Genomic DNA, 23,763 nt, shown 5'->3' with positions numbered 1-23,763 from the left:
ATCTCTGATTACATCATGACATCTCCAACTCGCTTTATTCATCAATTTCAACAACCAGTTCCTGTAGATGAAACACTACCGACAATGTACGATCTACCAAGTGACAATCCAGAGGAACCCGGTTTGCCAGACGAATTTCACTTATTTCAGCCATTGCTATTAATGTTAACTTTTATACCACCAAACTGGAACCCAGAACTAGTTTACAGTGCGATTGACCTGAATCTCTACTACGATGTGGAGCATACTCTGTGGTATAAACGTCCCGATTGGTTTGGTGTGGTGGGAGTTCAAAGGTTATATCAAGGGCAAGATTTACGTTTAAGTTATGTGACTTGGCAAGAAAAAGTCAATCCCACTGTCGTAGTTGAGTTGTTATCTCCCGGTACGGAAGACGAAGATTTGGGAGAAACTGAAAGTGAGCCAAATAAACCGCCTACCAAGTGGTTCGTGTATGAAAAGATTTTACAGGTTCCTTATTATGTAATCTTTAGTCGTTATACAAATGAACTTCAAGGATTTCGCTTGGTAGATGGTGAGTATCAAGCAATGAATTTGACGGATGGACGCTTGCTGATGCCAGAGATCGGTTTAAGTTTGGGAGTGTGGGAGGGGACATTTCGAGGGATGCCACGATTATGGTTGCGATGGCTGACTTTGAATGGTGAATTAATCCCCCATCCTTCAGAAGAAGCAATTGCTGCCAAACAAGAAACACAACAAGTTAAACAAGAAATACAACAAGCCAAACAAGAAATACAACAAGCCAAACAAGAAACACAACAAGCCAAACAAGACGCACAACAAGCTCAACAAGAAGCAGATGAAGCAAAAAGAAGAGCAGAAAAATTAGCAGAACGCTTGCGCCAATTGGGCATAGATTTAGATGAAGTGGAGTAACAATTTGATAGCGATTCGGCAGTATAGTCGTAATCGCTCACTTATCGCTTCACTAGTGAACCTGGCAAACCTACTACTAAGTGGTTCGTGTATGAACGAATTTTACAGGTTCCTTATTATGTTATCTTTAATCGTTATACCAATGAACTTCAAGGATTTCACTTGGTAGATGGGGAGTATCAATCCATGAATTTGACGGATGGACCCTTGTTGATGCCAGAGATAGGTTTAAGTTTGGGATTGTGGGAAGGTTCATTTCACGGGATTAGGCGATTATGGTTGCGATGGTTGACTATAGAAGGTGAATTAATACCTGTACTCTTCACAGAAGCAATTGCTGCCAAACAAGAAACACAACAAGCTCAACAAGAGGCAGTTAAAGCGAAAAGAAGAGTAGAACAATTAGCAGAACGTTTGCGCCAATTGGGCATAAATCCAGATGAAATATAACAGTTTTCTCTAAAAGTAAGATACATTGCAGTTTTCAGCACCTACCATTGGAAAATTCTGCATTTCAGCATACACGAAAAGTGAATGAATTGTTTAAGCAAGTTTGTTAAGCTATGAATAGCAAGAATAGTTCATACCCTAAAAAAGCTACCTAGAACGCTGACGTTTGTTAGTGGTAAGTAAAAAGTTGATGGCCCAGAAAACATACGGCTTACCCTTGACCCTGCCCTGACCAATCCCCCATTACCCGGCTTCATAAATCGTCAATCAACCAGGAAACTGCGCTCTTGAGTTTGTTGCCTAAAAAGTGGGTAATCACTTCGACGTAGGTCAATGACTCATTAGGAGCGTTACCATAAAAGGGAACTTTAAAATCAAGTGGTTTGTCTCATAAGTTCTGATGGGTAAATTTGCTCAAATCCCTGACTTCCCATGAGTTGTCGGGGGTATTGTAACATTGACTACTGTATGGGTACTCTATTCCTTAGAAGTCATCCAATTCTGTTCCAGTGGTGCGAGGCTCTGCCTTTCTTCTTGTAAATTTTCTAGTTTTTATTCAGTGATAAATAATATACTAAAGAAGCGAATATAGAAACCCGACTTGATTCTTACTACGTATATTGAGAATTAAGCCTTTGTACGGTAAGATTTTAGCCAACCGGGGTTTTCAAAAATCAAATAGGAATCTTATAACAGTTTAAAAATAAACTAAATGTTTATGACTAAAGTAGTTATATTTAATATCGATAGTGGTGATTTTGAGCAAGGTTTTCCTGTTACTCTGCGAATTGGTAAAGAAGGTGAAAATGTTTACAGGGAGGAAGAAGGATATTTCCCACCATCGCCTGAAATTCTCACGCTTTCTCGAAATTTTCAAGAAAATTACAATAATCTAGAATCGGTACAAAGGGCTATTTTAGTCGATCCTGCTCAGATTACCAATGTCTCCAGTCCAGAAGAGTGCAGGCTAGCAGCTCGCTCGCTTGAAAACCATCTTAAAAAGTGGTTTCAGCATCCTTCTGTTGCACAATTACGTATATATGTGGAAGAGGAAGTCAGCAAAACTGAATCGGCTCATATCATATTCCAGACTAATAATGAAATACTCAAAAAACTACCTTGGCATCTATGGGAGTTATTTAAAAATCGTCGCAGAGCATGGTTCTCTCTAGGTGCCCGATTCGCTCCACCATCTAAACCGCTCAAAAGACCTGTTAAAATTTTGGCAATCTTGGGTAGTGATGAAAGAATTAACGTTCGCATTGATGAAAATCTCTTAAATAGTTTACCAGGAGCAAAAGTAACACCATTAAGAAATCCAACACAAAACCAATTGTGTGAAATTTTATGGGAAAACTCTTGGGATATTCTATGTTTTTCAGGGCATAGTTACAGTCAGGATGGAGGAAGAGATGGTGTCGTTCAACTTAGCAATATAGACAGTCCCGCTCTAAGTAACTTGAGAAATGCCTTTACGCAAGCTATTGAAAATGGGTTAAAGTTAGCTATTTTTAACTCTTGCGATGGTTTGGGATTGGCGAATCAATTAGCGGAACTGAGAATTCCCCAAGTGATTGTCATGCGGGAACCTGTACCGGATGAAGTAGCACAAAAATTTTTACGAGAATTCTTACATCTATTTTCCCAAGGTGAGCGGTTTTATCTAGCAGTGCGACAAGCACAAGAGAAATTGCAGTTTATTGAAAATCAATACCCTTGCGCTTCCTGGCTACCTGTAATTTGCCAGAACCCAGCAGAACCATCGCCACTTTGGCCTGAAACGATTATTGATAAAATCAAACGTAGAAGTCTGAAGTTTTGGCGCACTCGCAAGCTAGCAAGTTTTGTAATTTTGGCGATTATAAGCTTACCACTAGCTACTCTAATAGCGTTGAATTTGCAAAATAAAGGAGAAATTATTCCCCCACCAATATCTACATCAAAATCGATACAGAATTCTTCAAATATTGATAAATTCTTCAGTCGGGGAGACAAAATTTTGATTAAAAGCAAGATGAATTCCGAAAAGGAAAGAGGAAAAAATGCCTTTGCAACCGGAGATTGGAATTTGGCTATTAATCATTTTCTAAACTCTATCCGTCTAGATACAAACGATCCAGAAACCCTAATTTATTTAAATAATGCCATTGCAAAGAAGAAGGGGAATCAACTGGCTATCGCAGTCACTGTTCCCATTGGAGAATCTCTTGATTCTACTTATGTTGCTCAAGAAATTTTGCGTGGAGTTGCCCATGCCCAAAGCCAATTAAATTGTGGCAGTGTTGATAATATAGCAACTGCCATTCAGAATAACCAACCTTCAATTTGTATGGGCGGTAGTAATAACAAACCATTGCTTGTTGAAATAGTAGATGACAAAAATAACTCTGAATTTGCTACACAGATTGCTCAAACGCTGGTGAGCGATCGCAACAAGAAAGATATTTTAGCAGTTATCGGTCACTATAGAAGCGAAACGACTATCGCAGCAGTGAACAATGGGTATAACAATAAAATTCTTGTCATTTCTCCCACAAGCACGTCTACTAAACTCGATAGATTGCCATATAAAGTTTTACGAACTGTTATTAGTGATAGCATTTCCGTTCAGAATCTCTATCAATATGTTAATAAAAAATTAAACTCACAATCTATCAGAGCAGTGGTTGCTTACGATGAAGGAGAAGCTTTTAGTGATTCTGTAAAAGATGCATTTCAAAAGGAACTGCTGACTTTGCCACATCAGCAAGATATTCCTAAATATAACCTAAGAAACTATAGCGTACAAGAAATTTTGAAGAAAGTACAACAAGAAAAAGCAAATGTGATACTATTAGCTCCTTCTGGAACCAATGAGAATTTGCAGAAAGCATTAGAATTAGTGAAGGAAGTTGCCAATCTTCAAAGTAATTCTGAATTGATACTATTGGGTGCAAGTACTATGTACAGACCAGGAACAACCAGTCCAGAATTTGGAAAAGCATCAGAAAAAAGCAAACTTGTAGTTGCAACCCCTTGGCATAGAAACGGATCTCTTTTTGAACAAAACGCTAAAAAGCTTTGGGGAAAACAATCAGAAGTTAATTGGGTGACGGCAATGACATATGATGCAACTCAAGCAATTATCGAAAGTTTAAACAGGACAAATACACCCGATCGCAAGCAGCTAATGGCAAACCTATTCTCCAATGTTGGAAATTTTTCAGCAGAAGGTGCTACAGCAAAAGTGCAATTTACGGCAGAAGGTAACCGCGTATTTAATAATCGGCGTGACGAGCGCCTGGGAGTGTTAGTGAAAGTTCAATGTGACGGTTCTTCCTGTAATTTTGTTGACGAGAACAGTCAGCCCTAAAGTTAAACAACAAAAAACTCCAAAACACTAGCATCACCCAAAGTAAACCTGACACTAAACCTGTCTCCTATATCTGCACTAAATTTCAATTGGATATAATTGTCCTCACTGCGAGCTTGAACTTGAGAAAACGTATGACCAGCTTCATCCAACCCAATTAATTTGAGACCAACGGGTAGAAAAGAGTGACCCCCCATTGGGTAAACGCGTAGAAGTATTGCTCTCCTACCATCAAGTTTTGGCAAAACAGCAACCATAAGTGCAACTGGATAACCTCCAAGTTGCATCCCTAAATCCATTATTCTTCTGACACCAGTAACGGGATGGTTCGGTTTTATCTGCCATAGAAGCTCGATCGCTCTCCAGCGAATTTCTTCATCCTGAGTTGATTGTATAAGTTGGCTAAGTGCTACGCTGGGTTCTACTTCTGCAAGAGAAATTTTCCTTGAGTGGTTGGCATCTCGCTGACTGGCATACAACTGTTCTATTAAACGCTTAATACTGTTAGTATCAAAGTCAACCCTTGCTGATGCTATTTTACGAAACCCAAAAGTCATACTAGATGTTTGATGAGTCAAAAATTCTTCTACAGCTTGCCAACCAGCTTCAAAAATATTGTCTAACCAGTTTTCCAGATTCACAATTTTTGGTAATTCTGAAGTTTGTAGTAACTGTTGTCTTTTTTGACTTAAATAATCCGGAAATACTTCAAGCGAATACAACTGACTCAAGGGTATAATTCCTCGATCTACCTCTAATTGGGGTACAAATCCTAGCAGTGTCGCTTGTTTTAGAGATTGAGTTAGCTGCACAGCTACATAACCAATTCGCTCATCCCAAGCCTCAGATGGAACTTTCAGAACCTCAGCATCTGGTAACACGGGACGACACTCAAACTTACCCAAATCTTTAACATCTAAATCCGCTACATCCATAAATTTCTGTACCAGTGGATTGCGACTATCATTATTTTCCCAATCGGTTTCAAACCCCATACATCGAAAATAATGTTCCACTGCGTAGACTGCCAAAGTATTGAGATAAACTTGTTTGGCTTTCTCCAGTTGGTTATGGTGTTTGCTGTATTTTTGAGCCAGAGAATGTGCTTCAAAAGAAAGCGGTACTGTAAAAGTCAAAGTTTCACTAGAGTTATTCATGCTTAATTCCTCCTATTTAATTTAAAACCTCTATAATTGTAAGTTTTCCTGAAAATATGTCTCTAGTTTCTTCAACTTTCGTTTAAAAAAACAGTCAAGTGTTGAATAGGGAATACTTAATTCTGTAGAAAGCTGTTGCATATTTTTACCTTCTACGTATATAGCTATAGCTATGTTCTGAAAACTAGCATGAGGTTTTCCTCTTACATGTGCAGTTTTAAAAATATTATCAGGATCGTTTATCAAAAGTTCTCTCAGGCGATCGCAATCAGAGCTTGAATTGTTTTTCCCATCTGCTCTATGATTCGATATCAAATTTTCGGCTATGAATTCTTCTAACTCATCTAAAGATAGGACTCGTTTCTCCTTATAATTATCATTATTTTTATTTTTACAACCGGGTATTAACCTGATGCCTTTCTTGGAATCTTTGTGGTAAACATCGCTGAATTTATTTTTTAATAAACCACAAATCCAATTAATAAATGACGACTTTTGCGATTGGTAATTGTCAATATGTCGGCTCATCGCAACTAAAGTTTCTTGGAGTGCTTCATTAAAAAGGTCTTCATAAAGACCATTTGGTAGACTCCAGTATCTGTTTCTGAGACTCTTTTTTAGTATACCAATTGTGGGTTGTTTCCAAATTTCTTGAATAAGCTTAGTCAACCCTCGCTGTCTCTGAGGACTCAGAGGTGTAGCTTGTTGAACTTCTATCGCTAGATGTTGCAATTTTTCACCAGACTGGGATTGAGCTTCGTCAAACCGTGATTTTAGCCGATCGCTCTGTGTCTGAGGATCGGGTTCTAGCTTATGAAACGGTAACTGTGGCTCTTCAAAGGTCGTCATATGAATCATCTGTGGTAATATATCAATTTTTGTGCTTAATATATCCAGGGATACTTACTTCTGTTGAACCTCTATTTGCTTTTTCTGAAGGAGTGGCAAGGTTTTACGCAAAACCCTGACTTCTTAATATAACTTTACAATGCCCCTCAAAATATTAAGGACGGGCAAGATGCCCATCCTACGTTAAAAAAAAATTACGGAATTTGCGTAAAACCTCTAAGCTTTTTTGGAATGATATTGTGAGACGGCAAGCGTCAGATATGCGGATAACTTACTCGTTACATCCGTTATATCATCTATTGCTAACAGATTAACCATGCAGTTTTCTGCAATCAGACATACACAATTAAGCAATCACCCAAGATAAATTATGCACTCAAACTGGCAGAAACAGTAAATGAACAACCTTGTTTGTTTCTGTATTCTCTAAATTGAAGCAACAGTTAACGACTTTAAAGAGACGAACTTCTTAAGTATAGATCGCGTACCAAACTCAATTTGATGGAGAAGTTACTCGTAAAAGCAAAGGAGATTTGTAACAATGATTATAGTTATGAAACCAGGAACAACAGAAGGAGAAATCGATCGCATTAGCAAAGAAGTGCGTCATTGGAATGTAATACCGGAAAAATTGCAAGGTACACACAAAGTTGTACTTGGTTTGATAGGTGATACAACAGAACTAGATCCGGGACAAGTACAAAATTTGAGCCACTATATTGAACAAGTTCTTCGGATAAAAAAGCCATTTAAACGAGCTTCTTTGGAATTTCGCAATGGCGAATATAGTGAAGTGGTTGTACCAACACCCAATGGAACAGTTATCTTTGGTAAAAACCATCCTTTAGTCATCGTTGCTGGACCCTGTTCTGTAGAAAACGAAGCAATGATTGTCGAAACCGCTCGGAGAGTCAAAGCCGCAGGAGCGCAATTTTTACGCGGAGGAGCTTATAAACCCCGTACCTCACCTTATGCTTTCCAAGGACATGGTGAAAGTGCTCTATCGCTATTAGCTCTAGCTCGTGAAGTCACAGGTTTGGGGATCATCACCGAAGTTATGGATACCACTGACCTAGAAAAAGTTGCCTCTGTTGCAGATATCATCCAAATTGGTGCTCGCAATATGCAAAATTTTTCCCTATTGAAAAAAGCAGGTGCAACAGGTAAGCCCGTGCTCCTGAAACGAGGATTATCAGCCACAATTGAAGAATGGTTGATGGCTGCTGAATATATTTTGGCTGTAGGCAATCCCAATGTCATTTTATGCGAACGAGGTATCCGCAGCTTTGACCAAAAATACACCCGCAACGTCTTAGATATCTCTGCAATTCCAGTCTTGCGATCGCTAACTCACTTACCCATTATGGTCGATCCCAGCCACGCTACTGGTAAATCAGAATTTGTACCAACTATGACGAAAGCTGCGATCGCTGCCGATACTGATTCCTTAATGCTGGAAGTCCATCCAAATCCAAGCAAAGCACTTTCAGACGGTCCTCAATCTCTCACCATTGAAGCTTTCGAGAGATTAATGCTAGATATCAACGTTTTCAGCAAATTCCTCGGTCGCGCCACACAAAACTATAACAAAGCCACAATAGCAAAGACCAAAGCTTCGCCCAGCGTCCTCGTATAAATCGCAATACCAATTCTCTACCAAACAAATTACAAACTGCTCGGAATTCATCCGCCTTCACTGCGAGTTCCTTCTTAATACCGAACTTAATGAACATGGAAAAAACATCTCTGCGTACAAACACAACTGCTCGTTTTGCGCCATCCTTATTTCAATATTCCGACAAAACTGTAGTCGTAGGCGATCGCAACCTCACAATAGACGAAGTAGCCAGCGTCGCACGTCAGGGCGCACTAGTAAGCATCACCGACAATAAAGAAACCTTGCACAACGTACAAGCATCCTGTGACTACATCCGCAATGCAGTAGAATCGAACCAACCAATTTACGGCGTCACAAGTGGTTTCGGTGGCATGGCAAATGTTGTTATTCCCCCCGATTGTGCCGACTTGCTTCAAAATAATCTTATATGGTATCACAAAACTGGAGCAGGAAAAAGATTACCACTTGCTGATGTCCGTGCAGCCATGCTTTTACGTGCGAACTCCCACCTGCACGGTGCATCTGGCATTCGCCTGGAACTCATTCGCCGCATGGAAAAGTTTTTAAATGCTGGTGTGACACCCCACGTCTACGAATTTGGTTCAATTGGTGCCAGTGGTGATTTAGTGCCATTATCTTACATTACCGGAGCCTTGGTTGGTTTGGATTCTTGTTACACCGTTGACTTTAACGGTGAAGACATGGACGCGCCAACAGCTCTCGCCAAATTGGGTTTGAACAAGTTACAACTCCTTCCTAAAGAAGGGTTGGCAATGATGAACGGTACCTCAGTCATGACAGCGATCGCATCTCTTTGCGTGTACGACAGCAAAACTCTCCTATCATTAGCAATGGCAGCCCATGCCCTAGCTATCCAAGCTATGAACGGTACCAACCAATCATTCCACCCATACATCCACAAACTCAAACCCCATTCGGGGCAAAAATGGGCAGCAGCTCAAATGCTTGCTCTCCTTGCAGGCTCCAAATTAATTCGCAATGAGTTAGATGGTTCCCACGACTATCGCGGCGAACAACCCATTCAAGATCGTTATTCCCTGCGTTGTTTGCCTCAGTACATGGGACCAATTTTCGATGGGATCGAGCAGATTCAAAAACAAATTGAGGTAGAACTGAACTCCGTCACCGACAACCCCCTCATTGATGTTGCCAATCAAGCAAGTTATCATGGCGGCAATTTCCTGGGTCAGTATGTTGGCGTAGCAATGGACCAATTGCGTTATTATATCGGTTTACTTGCCAAACATCTAGATGTACAGATAGCCTATTTAGTGGCACCAGAGTTTAACAACGGGCTACCTGCCTCCTTAGTTGGCAACCGAGAACGTAACGTCAACATGGGGTTAAAAGGTCTGCAAATATCTGGTAACTCCATTATGCCCCTGCTAACCTTCTATGGAAATTCCATTGCTGACAGATTTCCTTCCCACGCCGAACAATTTAACCAAAATATTAACAGCCAAGGTTTTGCCTCTGCAAACCTAGCACGTTGTTCGGTAAATATCTTTCAACAATACATGGCGATCGCGCTCATATTTGGGATACAAGCAGTTGATTTACGGACTTATACAGTTGCCAACCATTATGACGCCCGTACCACTCTATCATCTGCAACCAGAGATTTATATATAGCGGTGCGCGATGTTATTGGACAAAAACCTTCCTCAGAGCGTCCTTTAATTTGGAACGACAACGAACACCCGTTAGACAAATACATAGCCCAAATAGCAGATGATATCGCAACTGGTGGGCAAATTGTCGCTGCAATCAACAATATTGCTTCCATCTGAAACAGAGTCATTTATGCAGAAACCGTAAAACCCCTCCTCATTGCTCTTTCCTCTGCGTTCTCTGTGTCCTCTGCGGTTCAAAAAAGTCAAATTCACATATCAGAGTGCAATATATCCTTATGAATATAGCGCATCATGTAGAACGAGGTCATTTACTATTTCCAGACAAAATCGCCATAATTTTTGAAGACAAATCTTATACATACAAGCAACTTGATGAACTCGCCAATCGAGTCGCAAATGGCTTGCAAAAACTGGGAATCAAAACAGGCGATCGCGTCGCTCTATTCCTACCAAATATTCCAGAATTCATCTTTTCATATCTTGGTATTCTCAAAATTGGAGCAATTGTTGTCTCAATTAACGTCATGCTCAAAAGTGCAGAAGTCAGTTACATTCTTAACGACTGTTCTGCTAAAGCCATCATCACAACAGAGCAACAAAGTCAAGAGTTACAAGTTGCTAACTTACCCAAACTGCAACATATTTTGATAGCAGAAGGCAACCCTAGCAAGGGAATGAGGTTAGCACAACTTATCAAAAATTCTTCCCCCATAGCATATGCTATGGAATTGGAAAGAGATTCCGCAGCTTGCATTGTCTATACTTCAGGAACTACGGGTTTCCCCAAAGGCGCTACCCTTTCCCACGGCAACATCATTTCTAATATGTATTCCCAGAATCGTTGTTGTGGAATGCGATCGGATGACCGATTGCTGTTGTATTTACCATTGTTTCATTGCTTTGGTCAAAATGCGATACTGAATGCAGCCTTGAACGTGTGTTCAACCATCATCTTGCAACGAAGATTTGACTTGCAACAAGTCTTAACTGCAATTAACACACATCAAATTACAATGTTTTTTGGTGTGCCAACAATCTTTATCAAACTGTTGCAAGCAGAAATCTCTCATGATAACTTTAAAAGCATACATTTTTACTTCTCAGCCGCAGCACCTTTGCCAGTAGAAGTCGCAGATAGATGGCAAGAAAAATTTGGGTTTGTTATTCATCAAGGATATGGTTTAACCGAAACGTCACCCTGTGCCAGCTACAACCACGATCTAAAATACAAACCCGGTTCAATTGGCACTCCCATTGAAAATGTCGAAATGAAAATTGTCAATGGTGATGGCTGTCAACTCAAACCGGGGGAATTGGGAGAAATCATTATTCGCGGACCTAATGTTATGCTTGGTTATTGGAATCGCTTTTTGGAAACAGCCCAAATCATCAAAGACGGTTGGTTCCATACAGGAGATATTGGTTACATGGATGGAGATGGCTACTTCTATATCGTAGATCGCTTAAAAGACATGATCAATACCTCTGGATTTAAGGTTTATCCCACGGAAGTTGAAAATGTTTTTTATCAACATCCTGCGATCGCAGAAGTCGCTGTTTATGGAGTTCCCGACTCAATTAAAGGAGAAATAGTCGCAGCCAATGTTGTCCTTAAGGCTGGGTACTCAATGACTGAAGAACAAATTCTTGAGTTCTGCTATCAGAACATGGCTGCTTACAAAGTTCCCCGTGCAATTCACATCGTAAATGTAATTCCCAAAAATCCTACAGGCAAAGTTCTCAAGCGAGTTTTACGCGAGCAATCAGTTCGGCAATTGTCATTGGTCATTAGTCATTAGTCATTAGTCATTGGTCAAGTGTCATTGGTCATTAGTCTCAATCCAAAATCCAAAATCTAAAATCCAAAATCTAAAATCCAAAATCTAAAATCCAAAATCTAAAATCCAAAATCATTTTGCTATGCATCAGACAAACATTTCACAAAAATATTCTAGTGGGTCTTCTATTTTCTCACCACCAACAGACGCCGAGCAATTACCTTCCCAGGGAGAGCATACTCAGTTAGAATCAAACAAACTGACGGTTGCAGAAGCTATTGTCGAAATACTAGCCAATTTGGGAGTACGCCATGCTTTTGGTATTTCCGGTGGTGGGATTGGACCGATGTGGGCAACTTTGAGCCGTAGCGAGATTGAAGTCCTTCACTTTCGCCATGAATCAGGTGCAGCTTTTGCTGCTACTGAAGCATACTTTGCTAGTGGTCGTCCTGTTGTAGTATTCGTTACAACAGGACCTGGTATCACTAATGCTCTGACAGGTCTTTTGGCAGCACGTGGGGATGGCGCAAAAGTTATTCTCTTATCCGCTGCAACTCCGTCTGGAAATCGCGGTCGGTGGGCTTGTCAAGAAACGAGTGCTTACACAATGCCTACTTCTGATTTATTTACTTCTGGTAATCTTTTTAACTATGCTACAACTATTGAGTCTGGTGATGAAATTCCAGAAATTTATAGCAGGTTAGCTCGGGGCTTGGGACAGCCAGGAACTTTTGTTGCCCACATCAGTATTCCAACTCCAATTCAAACAACGCCCATAACAATACAGTTACCAAAGCAAGTCTTTCATCAATCGGTTCCCACTGCTAGCTCTGATGCGATCGCTGAATGCGTGCGGCTGCTCTCAGAAGAACCTTTTGGTATTTGGGTTGGTTTTGGTGCGCGACATGCGGCGAAAGAGATCCGTTTGCTGGCTGAAAAAACAGGAGCAGGGGTGATGTGTTCTCCTCGCGGTAAAGGTATCTTTCCAGAGGATCATCCACAATTTGTTGGTGTGACGGGTTTTAGCGGACATGAAACTGTTCTTTCGTATATGCACCAAATACGTCCCCGCCGCCTACTTGTGTTGGGAACGCGATTGGGAGAGCCGACTTCTTTTTGGAATCCGACAATGGTGCCTGCTGAGGGATTTATACACGTAGATATTGACTCCCAAGTCCCTGGAAATGCGTATCCTTTAGCACAAACATTCTCTGTTCACTCAGAGGTTACAGAGTTTTTAAAAGAGTTGTTAAAACATTTTCCAGAACATCCTAACTGGTCACAAACTTTACCGCTACCTCATCCTGAGTTTACGGTCACAACTCCACGCATACATGGTTTAGTAAGACCTAATGTGTTAATGGATACTATTCAACGCTTGATAGTAGAACAAAGCAATGCAATAGTGATGGCTGAAGCTGGTAATTCCTTTGCTTGGGCAACTAACTTGTTGAGATTTACACAAGCTGGGCGCTACCGGATCAGCACTGGTGTAGGGGCTATGGGTCAGGCTGTTGCTGGGGTAGTTGGTGCTGCTTTAGCACGGTGTGGTAAAGCCGTTGCTATTGTTGGCGATGGAGCCATGCTGATGAATAACGAAGTCAGCACGGCTGTAAGGTTCCAAATTCCTGCAGTCTGGATTGTACTCAATGACGGACGTTACAATATGTGCAATCAAGGAATGGCAATGCAGGGCTTTAAAGGTATTGATACTGAAATTCCCTGTGTCGATTTTGCCATGCTTGCTAAGGCTATGGGAGCTGATGGGATTCGTGTAAATACTGAGGAAGCTTTGGAGGTAGCAATAGAAAAAGCACTCTTATCATCTCTTCCCTTTGTTGTTGATGTCAGAATCGACTCACACCGACTTGCACCTATTGGGGGTCGGATTCGCAATCTGATTGCCCAAGGTGCAACAGAATTATAAGGAGAATAATCATGAAATTCGATGCAGTAGGTATTCGTGCGATCGCAGTTAGCTTTCCCAGTATCATCCGTACTAACGATTACTACCGAGAGAATTACCCGGAGTTAGTGAGTTTCGCGGAACAAAAAACCTTAGCAAAACTCTTTGTACCCGATAACTCCACTAGCAACAACAATGAAGATATTTGGTCGCAGGAAGTCGCACCTTATATGTCCGATCCCTTCCGTGGAACTGTTGAGCGGAGGGTTGTGAGTCCAGATGAAACTTCTTTGACGCTGGAGTACCGCGCTGCTGTGGATGCTCTTGAAGCCGCAAAGCTTTCCCCCGATGATATCGATCTCATGCTTGTCACTTCCTTATTTCCCGAACAAGTCACTCCCGGTAATGCTGCTTTTCTTGCAGGGAAATTGGGGCTGAAAGGTGCAGCATGGAATATTGAGTCAACTTGCACAAGTGCTTTGGTTTCATTGCAAACAGCTTGTTCTTTGGTGAGAACGGGAGAGTATCGTAACGTGCTGGTAGTCGTTTCAACTACCTACTCTCGTTATACTGATGAGAATGATACTTTAGCATTTTTATCGGGTGATGGTGCAGGTGCATTTGTTGTCGGTGCGCTCAAACCAAACCAAGGAATCCTCGGTACCAAAATTGCCAATACCTCTGCAACTTGCGGTGCTTTCTACAATGAATTTACTACCGATGAGCAAGGGAATATTAAAATGTTCATCCGAGGTGGTAAAGGCGCAAGCAAGATGTTCAACGAGACGACTGTGCAGTTCATTCGCCTGTGCTGCCATGGTGCGATCGCAGCTGCTAATGTGACCTTAGATGAAATCAACTTCTTTGCTTTCAATACACCCAGTGCATGGTATTCACGAGTTTGTACGCGTGCCTTAGGCATCGATCCAGAACGCACAATTAACCTGAATCCCCTTTATGCCAACATTGGACCGACATTTCCCGTTGCCAATCTTTACCATGCCGCAAAAGCAGGTAAAATCCAAGAAAACGACTTGGTTTTAGTTTACACAATGGGTTCATCGTCTAATGCTGGTGCAAGTGTTATGCGCTGGGGCGATGTTGCGTTGGGACCTGCACCTGCTTCATCTGTGAGTCTTTCTCAACACGACGATAAAGTTCTTATTGTTCGTTAGTACAAGAAGGCAAAAGTAAAAAGACTCAGGAAAGGACGCAAAGCAAGAAACACTTTAGCACCGATAAATTAATCTCAAAAATTTGATTTCTTTGTAAAGACGCGCTTTTTAGAGCGTCTTTACAGAGCCTTAACCTGCCCCTTGTCGGTTTTTTTGGAAACTAATAGTTGCATTTTATCTATAAAAAGTATGAGGAGAAATGTGAGAAAGTTTTTAATAGCGTTTACTGTAGCTCTTGTAGTTTCTTTATTGCCCTTAACTACAACCTTTGGCCATGTTGGACATAAAGAACATTCCTCTAAGCACAAAGTTGATGACAATCTTGCAGGTCAACATGAGTACAAACCAACACAGAAAGAAAACAGAGAAGATTTTTCACAACATAAAGTTGATAGCCACGAAAATTTTTCAAATCAAATCAAGGGCGAGTCGATACAAATGGGCAATGGAGAACTTTGGTCGTGGCTAGAAACGGATGAGAGCGGAAAACCCTCAGCAATTGGGCTTTCATTTACAGCATCAGCGTTGTATGATTTGCCAACGGAAGAGTCTCCAGGTGGCATACCACACGCAGACGGACAAGATCCATCTTTTGAGTACGAGCTACGCTTGCCTGAAGAAGCTTCAACAACTGCTTTTAAACATATTGTTGTCAATTGGAATCCATCAGGTCACCATCCAGATGAATTGTTTGGCGTTCCACATTTTGATTTTCATTTTTACAACATTACTCCAGAGGAACGCTATCAAATTTCAGCCCAAAATCCAACCGTCTTTGACGTTCCAGATAAAGCATATTGGGCTAGCGATTATCAACCAGCAGTCGCCCCTCCTGAATTAGCTGCAGTAGGAGTCACAGGTAGTGAAACAGATCGAATGGGCTTGCATTGGTACGATCCTACATCTTCTCCTTATAACGGAGAACTTCCCTTTACTGAAACTTTCTTTTACGGCTCTTATGATAAAAAGTTTACTTTTTGGGAGCCAATGGTAAATAAAAATTACCTAGATATGCAACCAAATATGACTAAGAATATCAAAGTGCCAAATGCGTATGCAGAAAGCGGCTATTATCCAACACAGTATAGCATTACTTACGACCAAAATAGCGGTATATACAGTGTTGCTTTAAAAGGATTGACATACCGTGAAGCGACTCGTGTACCTGAACCAAGTTCTACATTTGGTTTATTAAGCCTCACAGTTATTATAGCGGGTTCTATGTTGCAATTTGGTCAAAAAAGTAGAAGGGTTAGTAGTTAGTAGTAAATAGTTACACTAACCCTTCCCCCTAAGATGAGAAACCCGTCTACAGAGCGCTTACTCACCACTAACGACTAACCATCAACTACTAACAATTTTACGGACACAACAAAAATGGCTTTTCTGAAGAAATTTTCTCTCACTGCTGTAAGTAGCCTTGCCACATTTTTAGCTCTATCAAATGTGAGTATAAATCCGGCTGAAGCTGCTTTATTTAAATTCAGCTTTGAGGGAGATGGAGCGAACGGTTATTTTATTTTTGATGATTCAGCGCAGAAAATTGAACCGATTGGTTCTGGTTATCTCGGCGAGTATGACGGTTCAGTTCAAGAATATGCTGTAAATTTTTACGGGCAAATAGTGGAACAGGGATTTAAGGGCTTGCAGAAAGATATACATGATGAAGCAAGAACTATTGTTTATCTTGCACGCCCGGAGAATATTGGCTTTGATGGTTCTTCTCTTGATGACTTTATTCTTTACGTGCCTCCTGCTTCTCGCGGACAACAATATGGATTATCACTTCGTTTTAGTTATCCAGAAGGAACATTCTCAAACTCTATCGATCAGCCAAAAACTCTTCCCAATACAGCAAGAGTAAGAGCATATCCATATTGGGATTTTCCTAATACGACGGGGAACTATACCTTTGACGGAATCGTGAGAACCCGATTAGAGAAGATTCCTGAACCAGCATCTGTGGTTGGATTATTAGTACTGAGCGTTGGTTTTATTTTCCACCGCTGTCGTCAGTCTCGTCAAATACAGGTGCAGTAGCTAAATTTACTATCGCGATTTTGTAAGGTTCTTGACTTCTTCAAAAAGTCGAGAATCTAACCAGTACATTCTCAAAACTCAGTAACTGCGTTTGTAAACAACCTTTCTTAGAAATAACTCCAATGGTTCTACTGAATAAATTATCGTCACTTGCTTTAACCAGTACTTTAACATTTCTCGCTTTAGCAGCTTCTAGCGTAAATTCGGCTGAAGCGGCTTTATTTAAATTCAGCTTTACTAGCGAGGAAGCAAATGGTTACTTTATTTACGATGACTCAATTCAAGGTACTGTGCTTTCTCCAAATTCCACTGCCTATTATGGTGCAGTTCGTGAATACCAAATTAACTCTGGTAACGGAGTTTTTGAGGGAACAAATGCTGCTGCCATTGTCTTTTTACCACGTCAAGAAGATGGTATTTTAGCACCTGAAACTGATGATTTTCTTTTGCAGGAGAGCGCGGTTGAAAGAGAACCGCAGTCTGAGTTTGCTTTAGTAAGCTATTTTCATTACCCAAAAGGAACTTTCAGTGGTTCTACTGAAATTAGGACGAGTGTCCCAAGTACCGCACAAGCTGAAATTTTTCCAAATGTTGATTTTCCCAATACTCTGGGTGAGGTAGTATTTAGAGGAAATGTTCAAACTCGGATTGAGAGAGTTCCTGAGCCAGCATTAATATTTGCGTTGTTGGGGGTAAGCGTTTGGTTTCTTGTCAGTCGTCGCCAATGTAAAGACGCAAAATTTCGGATCTCTACAAACCTATAGAACTGCTTTCTTTTACCATCCATTTTCATTGAGTAACTTAGTTTTTTGGAAAAAATAAACACAATGCCTAGGTTAAACAAATTATCAATAGCTGCTGTTAACAGTGCTGCAACGCTTTTAGCTCTAGTAGCTTTTAGTACAAATTCCGCTCAAGCTGCTCTATTCAAATTCAGCTTTACCAGCGAGGAAGCAAACGGTTACTTTATTTATGACGATTCAATTCCAGGTGACTCTCCGCTTTCTCCGAATTCTACTGCGTATAATGGCGCGGTTCGTGAATACAAAATTGATGTGAAGGAAAAGGGGGTTTTTGAGGGAACAAATGCTACTACAATCATTTTTTTACCACGCAGAGAGGATGGTATTGAAGCACCTGAAACTGACGATTTTCTCTTAGAAGAGCGTGCTGTCGATCGCGAACCTCAGTCTCCATACGCTTTGGTTGTTTATTTTCACTATCCAAAGGGTACCTTTGGCGAGTCTACTAATATACCGACAGCTATTCCAGATATTGCATTCGCTGAAATTTTCCCAAATGTGGACTTTCCTAATACTATAGGCGAAGCCGCTTATAGAGGAAACGTTCAAACTCGTATTGAAAGGGTGCCCGAACCAGCATTAATCTCTGCATTGTTGGGAATAGGCGCTTGGTTTACCCTTCGCCGCTCTCGATATAAATCATTACCTGTGTAGTATCATGTTCGGCTAATGACTTATAAATTAATTAGTTTGTAGTTGCGATGCATGCGCTGTTCGCGTAGCGTGGCGTCAGCCATAGCGCAACTACAAACGTAATATGTTAACCAAACATGATATAAAACACCCTGCGTCTTCTGCGTCTGGAGCGGTTTTTTGAATTGACCGCAGAGGACACAGAGAACAAAAGGAGTCATGAGTTTAACAAAATCTTTGAGAGGACTTATGTTTCAACAGAAGCTCACAGAAATCGACCAACAATTGATCGATTTACTTAGCAAACGAATAGCAGCCTTAGCAGAATCAACACCTATTTCCACAGAAGAACAATTTACCAATGTTACACTGTCTCTAGCTAAAGCTAGTGTTCCAGAATCGATTTGGAAAAACCTTGTCATAAGTACTACGGCTGCTGTTAACAATCCATCTTCACCTGTAACTGAGCTTCCGCCACGACGGGTCACTCTTATTGGTGGACGAGGTATGATGGGGCGGTTCTTCTCGCAACGATTATCCGCCGCAGGGCATCATGTTAGTATTCTCGAACAAGATGGCTGGGAACAAGCAGAGCCGTTGTTAGGTAAAGCAAATTTAGTATTGGTTTGTGTTCCTATTGAATTTACAATAGAGGTCATCCGCAAAGCTGTTAAGTACCTTGCACCAACCACTGCTCTGGCTGATATCGCTAGTATTAAAGCTCCAATAGTGCAAGCAATGCTTGAGTATCATAGCGGACCTGTCATGGGCTTACACCCAATGTTTGGTCCTGGGGTGAAATCGTTCTTGTCTCAAAATGTAGTGGTTTGTCCAGGTCGAGAAGTTGAGGCATTTCAGTGGCTTGTGGATTTGATTGAGAATGATGGTGGCAAACTGATTGTATGTCCACCAGAAGAACACGACGAAATCATGGTTGCTATTCAGGCAATACGCAATTTTACTACCTTTGGTCTTGGTGTGTTCTTAGCTGAAGAAGGGATCGATATCCGCCGTAGTTTAGATTTTTCTAGCCCAATTTTCCGTCTGGAAATCGGTTTAATTAGTCGCTTGTTGTCTCAGTCTGCTCCCATGATAGTAGATATTATGCTTGCTACACCACAACGACGTGATGCTATTTGCAGATTGGCAAATACGTTTCAGAAATTAGCACAATTTGTGATGCAATGCGATCGCGATACTTTAATCCATGAGTTCAAGACAGCGCACAGTTGTTTGGCAGAAGATATTAACTGCACTTTAGAAGAAAGTACTCACGTTATTGATGCTCTCAGTACATTATTGGCAGCTAAAGAGGTTGGACAGAAATATAAACATCCATCTTTTAATAGTTGGCAAAGCCAAACAAGGTATTCTCCACAAATGGACAAATAGATTATGAACATTTTGATTTATTCTTATAATTATTATCCAGAGCCTATTGGAATTGCTCCTTTAATGACAGAACTTGCAGAAGGGCTTGTCAAACGAGGTTACCAAGTGCGAGTGATTACGGGAATGCCTAATTATCCGCAACGCGAGATATACGAAGGGTATCGAAATAAGTGGTATGTTACAGAATATAAAAATGGCGTTACTATCCAACGCAGTTACTTGCGAATCAAGTCCAAACCCAACCTTATAGATAGGCTTTTACTGGAACTAAGCTTCATTTTCACCAGTTTGCCACAAGCCTTAAACGGTTGGCGTCCTGATGTAATTCTTTTGACGGTTCCACCGTTGCTCGTGTCTTTACCAGCTGCTCTACTAGGTTGGTTTTATAACTGCCCAGTTGTCCTAAATGTACAAGATATTTTGCTAGAAGCAGCTATATGTACTGGGCTTATTAAAAACAAATGGATGATTGGTGCTTTGAAAGCTATAGAAAAATTTGCATATCGAACAGCACAAGCTATTAGCGTTATTGCGGATGGATTTGTAGAAAATTTAGTCCGTAAAGAAGTACCCGAAGAGAAAATTGTTTGCATTCCCAACTGGGTGAATGTTAATTTTATCTATCCGTTACCCAAGAAGAATAACGCTTTTCGATCTGCCCATCAACTAGAGGGTAAATTTGTTGTATTGTACTCTGGTAATATAGCCCTAACCCAAGATTTAGAAACAGTCGTACAAGCAGCAGTTTCCTTGCGCTACATTCGAGAAATCGTCTTTGTCATTGCAGGCGAATCAAAAGCATTGCAAAAATTACAAGAATATTGTCAAACTTGTGGAGCAGATAATGTTGTGCTTTTACCACTTATAGAACGAGAAAAATTACCCGAAATGCTAGCGGCGGCGGATGTAGGGTTAGTGGTACAAAAGCGCAACGTAGTTTCTTTCAATATGCCGTCCAAAATACCACTGTTACTGGCGAGTGGTCGTCCCATAGTAGCATCAGTTCCAGAATCTGGGACGGCGGCGCAAGTTGTGTATAAGAGTGGCGGCGGTTTGGTTGTTGCACCAGAGTCACCACAAGCCCTTGCAACAGCAGTGTTGGATTTGTATGAAAACCGAGCTTTGGCTGCCAAGCTGAGCCAAAAGGGGAGGCAATTTGCTGTTGAAAACTATTCCTTTGAGCGTGCGATCGCGCAGTATGAAGAGTTATTTTCTAATGTAGTTAATAACCGAGCATCTACACCTGTTGAACAGCAACAGCCTTCTTTTGTTGTGCAAGGTTTGGAGTGAGCGATCGTGTTTGTGTGGTAAGAAATCGCTGTATATGCAAGTTCCAGAATGCGATCGCGCAATTGGGGTGGTTCAATCACTTCCATTTGCGTGCCAAATCCCAACACGTAAGAACAAGCCTCTGCTTCCAAGTCAAAGAAGAGGCACCTTTGCAGGGAGCGGGGAGTTGAGGGGAAACCCCACAAATAAATGCATGGTTCGGTCAACACGTACTTTAACTTTATATTGGGGTAGATTAGCTTGGAACTCAATTTCTTGCTAGAGTGGTAAGGTAGAAGTGCAACTTTAAAATTATTCTATAAAGAATATTATTTAATTAAACAATGAACGCTACACAGTTATCACAGAAAGTACAGTTTGTCGTAAATGCGGAAGGAAAGAAGTCTGCCGTACTCCTTAGTTTAGAAGATTGGGAACAACTGTTGACTCTTCTAGAAGACTTAGAAGATGCCGAAGAAATTCGTCAAGCACGGGAACAAAAGGGTGAGGCTATTTCTTGGGAGCAAGCTAAAGCGGAATTGGGTATAGAGGTATAAGTGTATACAGTTCAAATTCTCCCCAAAGCAATGAAAGACCTCGCCGATATACCCAGGGACTATACTCGACTAATCGCCCAACACACTAATGATTTAGGTCAGAATCTACGCCCACCAGATGCCAAGAAACTCAAGGGCGATTCAGGGTATTCTCAAAGAGTAGGAGTCTATCGCATCCTCTATGACATAGATGATGATGCTCAGATTGTTACTATTTACCGCATCAAGCACCGTCGGAAGCTTATCGATGAATTTTAGAAGGTGAGATTCGCACGTTTGACTTTTCGTGCCTGAAGTTTTGCTCAAGCTGCTTCTTGACCAGGTTTCGGTGGTATTGTGGCAATCTGGGCAATTCGTTCGCGATTGCGCTCTTCCCAATACTGCCGAATTTCTTCTGCCTGTTGTAGAACAATCTGATAAGATGTCCGTAAAATTTACCTGGATGCTGAAGCGGTTGGAAATTTTACTGTCTTTAATATTAAAGGCAATGACTATCGTCTGATTGTTGGTATCGATTATGAGAACCAAGTAATTTACTACAAATATTTTCTAACACACGCCGAATACGATAAAGGAAAGTGGAAAAATGATCCTTACTTTTGATCGAAGCACTTATCGCAATTTGTTGGCTGAAGTGGTTCCTGTTGCAATTGACACAGAGGAAGAGTACGAAAGGATTTTGAAAGTAGTAGAACAACTAACCTTTAAAATAAGCGTTTTCTCGATCTTTTAGCTTTTTCACCCCGTTTGGGCGGGGTTCTGTGGCTAGTTCATCAATCTTTATTTGTATGCGTTCCTGAAGGCTTTCCGATAACTTTCTGAATTGTTTTGACGCTGCATTGGAAAATTCTATTTTATAACTCACGCTACGTCCCTTTTCATTTCTTTTTTAAGTTTTTCCCAAGGAACTGTTCCATTTATTTTGATATCTTCCATTGCTAAGTCATAGTCTATAAGATATTTTTCTTCCTCTAAAAGTTCTAGAACTTCTTCTAAAATGTTGTCTGGTACTATGTCTAAATGAGCATAAATCAGTTGAAGTAGTTCTTGTCTATTAATTGTAGTTTCCATCTTTACACCTCTTGTAATTACTATTTTTACACTTTTAGCATAGCTTTCTACTGTCATACTATCCTTTTACTACCTTTTTTATTTTATCTTGTATCAGCTATATACGTTAGCGAAACTTACCAAAGGGATCGCTGTGGTTATCCCCTGTGACTACTGACACTCTCGACTCATCACCAATTGACCATTTGAGAGTCGATAGTCCTGTCATCGCAAGCATTGCTTGCACGATCTGGTTCAATTGACGCACTGTTTTTGATTTGACATGAGGTTGTAGGCATTGTAAAAGTGCTAGAATTTCTAACATGGGCTTTTGTTGCTTTCTGAGTTGTCGTTGTGGTAAACAACAACTCTACTACTATTGCCCTCTTCTTTTTTCAGGTTTTCTCATTTCACCTAGTACGACAACGAGACTTTGAAGAAGGGATCTTTAGACCCCTTCTTCACCACCAATATTCGCACGCCCATTTCGATTCTCCACCCACAACTGGCATACCCCTTCACTGTTTGCGATCGCACGCCCATTTCGATTCTCCACCCACAACTGGCATACCCCTTCGTCAAAGTCTCGTTGTCGTACTAAACTTCTTGCATTCTTTAACTTCACTTCACTACCACCACCTCTCTTCACAATTGGCAAAGGTATTGTAGTGAATTCCGCAATTCTACTAATTTTCGTGACAGCATTTATGGCGATCGCCGATAAATTTGTCTGTTCAGTTCGTGCGATCGCTCTGCAAGCTACTGTAAACTGATACACATATCATTCCCTCGTATCACAAACCAATTTCTTAAATAGAGACACTGAAATAATTGTAGTCTTCACTAATGCTTCAGCTTCAGTAAAGTCTCTATCTCCTGTAATCAAAAAATCTGCTTCTGATGCAACTGCATGTGCAAGAAACTTGGCATCCTTGTAATCTCGTGGAAAATCAATCTCAATATTAACATCAATGAGTGTTGTTACAGCATCAAGAATATTAAACCATCTCTCTTTTTGCTCCTGGGTTAACTTCAGACGGCTTCGACTCAAAACCTCCTTATATTCCACTAAAATTTTGTTGACACTATCCACTCATAATTTGGATTAGTCACAATAAATAAAATAACTGCTTCTGGATTTTTTCCTATTATTGCAGCAGAAACTAAAATATTCGTATC

At 40.8% G+C, this 23,763-nt stretch carries 23 protein-coding genes and 2 pseudogenes; 18 read left to right on the top strand and 7 right to left on the bottom strand.

Going from position 1 to position 23,763, the window contains the following annotated elements; all coding sequences use genetic code 11:
• Positions 1-15 precede the first annotated feature (15 nt).
• The 3 genes and pseudogenes from F7734_RS00455 to F7734_RS00445 all read left to right on the top strand — a co-directional run bounded on the left by F7734_RS00455 (position 16) and on the right by F7734_RS00445 (position 4,702).
• Entirely contained in the window at positions 16-900 is an 885-nt protein-coding gene (locus F7734_RS00455; RefSeq protein ID WP_155742844.1) for a Uma2 family endonuclease, read from the top strand.
• A 54-nt stretch (positions 901-954) separates the two neighbouring features.
• A pseudogene (locus F7734_RS00450) lies at positions 955-1,350 on the top strand (Uma2 family endonuclease); the annotation flags it as partial.
• A gap of 718 nt (positions 1,351-2,068) precedes the next feature.
• A complete protein-coding gene (locus F7734_RS00445; RefSeq protein WP_166481651.1) occupies positions 2,069-4,702 on the top strand; it encodes an ABC transporter substrate-binding protein in 2,634 nt (877 codons plus the stop codon).
• 2 nt (positions 4,703-4,704) lie between these two features.
• On the opposite strand, the gene F7734_RS00440 is transcribed toward F7734_RS00445, so the two are convergent.
• Positions 4,705-5,859, bottom strand: a complete 1,155-nt coding sequence (locus tag F7734_RS00440) for a DUF1822 family protein (RefSeq protein ID WP_155742841.1) — start codon at positions 5,857-5,859, stop codon at positions 4,705-4,707.
• Between the two features lie 30 nt (positions 5,860-5,889).
• Positions 5,890-6,708: a hypothetical protein gene (locus tag F7734_RS00435; RefSeq protein ID WP_155742839.1), complete on the bottom strand. Its 819-nt coding sequence runs from the start codon at positions 6,706-6,708 to the stop codon at positions 5,890-5,892.
• Positions 6,709-7,249: 541 nt separating this feature from the next.
• Between F7734_RS00435 and aroF the strand changes: the two genes are divergently transcribed.
• The 15 genes and pseudogenes from aroF to F7734_RS61610 form a co-directional block, all read left to right on the top strand.
• Positions 7,250-8,344, top strand: a complete 1,095-nt coding sequence (aroF, locus tag F7734_RS00430) for a 3-deoxy-7-phosphoheptulonate synthase (RefSeq protein WP_155742838.1) — start codon at positions 7,250-7,252, stop codon at positions 8,342-8,344.
• 95 nt (positions 8,345-8,439) lie between these two features.
• Positions 8,440-10,137 (top strand): aromatic amino acid ammonia-lyase, encoded by a 1,698-nt coding sequence (locus F7734_RS00425; RefSeq protein ID WP_243146595.1) that lies wholly within the window; start codon positions 8,440-8,442, stop codon positions 10,135-10,137.
• A gap of 119 nt (positions 10,138-10,256) precedes the next feature.
• Positions 10,257-11,780, top strand: coding sequence for a long-chain fatty acid--CoA ligase (locus F7734_RS00420; protein WP_155742834.1), 1,524 nt, complete (start codon positions 10,257-10,259; stop codon positions 11,778-11,780).
• A gap of 121 nt (positions 11,781-11,901) precedes the next feature.
• Entirely contained in the window at positions 11,902-13,686 is a 1,785-nt protein-coding gene (locus F7734_RS00415; RefSeq protein WP_155742833.1) for a thiamine pyrophosphate-binding protein, read from the top strand.
• 11 nt (positions 13,687-13,697) lie between these two features.
• On the top strand, positions 13,698-14,840 hold the full coding sequence (locus tag F7734_RS00410) for a 3-oxoacyl-ACP synthase III family protein (RefSeq protein WP_155742831.1): 1,143 nt from the start codon (positions 13,698-13,700) through the stop codon (positions 14,838-14,840).
• A gap of 201 nt (positions 14,841-15,041) precedes the next feature.
• Complete coding sequence (locus F7734_RS00405; protein WP_155742829.1) at positions 15,042-16,103, top strand: DUF5602 domain-containing protein; 1,062 nt, start codon at positions 15,042-15,044, stop codon at positions 16,101-16,103.
• 114 nt (positions 16,104-16,217) lie between these two features.
• A complete protein-coding gene (locus tag F7734_RS00400) occupies positions 16,218-16,880 on the top strand; it encodes a PEP-CTERM sorting domain-containing protein (protein ID WP_155742828.1) in 663 nt (220 codons plus the stop codon).
• A gap of 122 nt (positions 16,881-17,002) precedes the next feature.
• Complete coding sequence (locus F7734_RS00395; RefSeq protein ID WP_155742826.1) at positions 17,003-17,644, top strand: PEP-CTERM sorting domain-containing protein; 642 nt, start codon at positions 17,003-17,005, stop codon at positions 17,642-17,644.
• Positions 17,645-17,707: 63 nt separating this feature from the next.
• Positions 17,708-18,337, top strand: a complete 630-nt coding sequence (locus tag F7734_RS00390; protein WP_155742825.1) for a PEP-CTERM sorting domain-containing protein — start codon at positions 17,708-17,710, stop codon at positions 18,335-18,337.
• A gap of 228 nt (positions 18,338-18,565) precedes the next feature.
• Positions 18,566-19,708, top strand: a complete 1,143-nt coding sequence (locus F7734_RS00385) for a prephenate dehydrogenase/arogenate dehydrogenase family protein (protein WP_155742823.1) — start codon at positions 18,566-18,568, stop codon at positions 19,706-19,708.
• 3 nt (positions 19,709-19,711) lie between these two features.
• Positions 19,712-20,998 (top strand): glycosyltransferase family 4 protein, encoded by a 1,287-nt coding sequence (locus tag F7734_RS00380; protein WP_155742822.1) that lies wholly within the window; start codon positions 19,712-19,714, stop codon positions 20,996-20,998.
• Positions 20,999-21,321: 323 nt separating this feature from the next.
• Entirely contained in the window at positions 21,322-21,534 is a 213-nt protein-coding gene (locus tag F7734_RS00375; RefSeq protein WP_155742820.1) for a type II toxin-antitoxin system Phd/YefM family antitoxin, read from the top strand.
• The gene (locus tag F7734_RS00370; protein WP_155742818.1) at positions 21,535-21,792 is read left to right on the top strand and encodes a type II toxin-antitoxin system RelE/ParE family toxin; all 258 of its coding nucleotides are present in this window, start codon (positions 21,535-21,537) and stop codon (positions 21,790-21,792) included.
• A 28-nt stretch (positions 21,793-21,820) separates the two neighbouring features.
• Positions 21,821-22,036 carry a hypothetical protein gene (locus tag F7734_RS61615; RefSeq protein ID WP_207713960.1) on the top strand — a complete coding sequence of 72 codons (216 nt, stop codon included), beginning with the start codon at positions 21,821-21,823 and terminating at the stop codon, positions 22,034-22,036.
• Positions 21,955-22,137, top strand: a pseudogene (locus F7734_RS61610) (type II toxin-antitoxin system HigB family toxin); the annotation flags it as partial. The gene F7734_RS61615 and the pseudogene F7734_RS61610, both read left to right, overlap by 82 nt.
• Positions 22,138-22,231: 94 nt before the next feature.
• Here the strand turns inward: F7734_RS61610 and F7734_RS00360 are convergent.
• From F7734_RS00360 to F7734_RS00340, 5 genes are all read right to left on the bottom strand, one after another.
• Positions 22,232-22,399 (bottom strand): hypothetical protein, encoded by a 168-nt coding sequence (locus tag F7734_RS00360; protein WP_166481647.1) that lies wholly within the window; start codon positions 22,397-22,399, stop codon positions 22,232-22,234.
• Positions 22,396-22,662, bottom strand: a complete 267-nt coding sequence (locus F7734_RS00355; protein ID WP_155742817.1) for a hypothetical protein — start codon at positions 22,660-22,662, stop codon at positions 22,396-22,398. The genes F7734_RS00360 and F7734_RS00355 overlap by 4 nt, the downstream gene beginning before the upstream one ends.
• Positions 22,663-22,711: 49 nt before the next feature.
• Positions 22,712-22,909: a hypothetical protein gene (locus F7734_RS00350; protein ID WP_155742815.1), complete on the bottom strand. Its 198-nt coding sequence runs from the start codon at positions 22,907-22,909 to the stop codon at positions 22,712-22,714.
• Between the two features lie 123 nt (positions 22,910-23,032).
• Positions 23,033-23,362, bottom strand: a complete 330-nt coding sequence (locus F7734_RS00345) for a hypothetical protein (RefSeq protein ID WP_155742814.1) — start codon at positions 23,360-23,362, stop codon at positions 23,033-23,035.
• Between the two features lie 3 nt (positions 23,363-23,365).
• The gene (locus F7734_RS00340) at positions 23,366-23,677 is read right to left on the bottom strand and encodes a putative toxin-antitoxin system toxin component, PIN family (protein ID WP_347566101.1); all 312 of its coding nucleotides are present in this window, start codon (positions 23,675-23,677) and stop codon (positions 23,366-23,368) included.
• Positions 23,678-23,763 lie beyond the last annotated feature (86 nt).

The sequence above is a fragment of the Scytonema sp. UIC 10036 genome (assembly GCF_009725235.1).
Note: the sequence above shows the minus strand (reverse complement) of the source record. Positions and strands in the feature narration are given on the sequence as shown.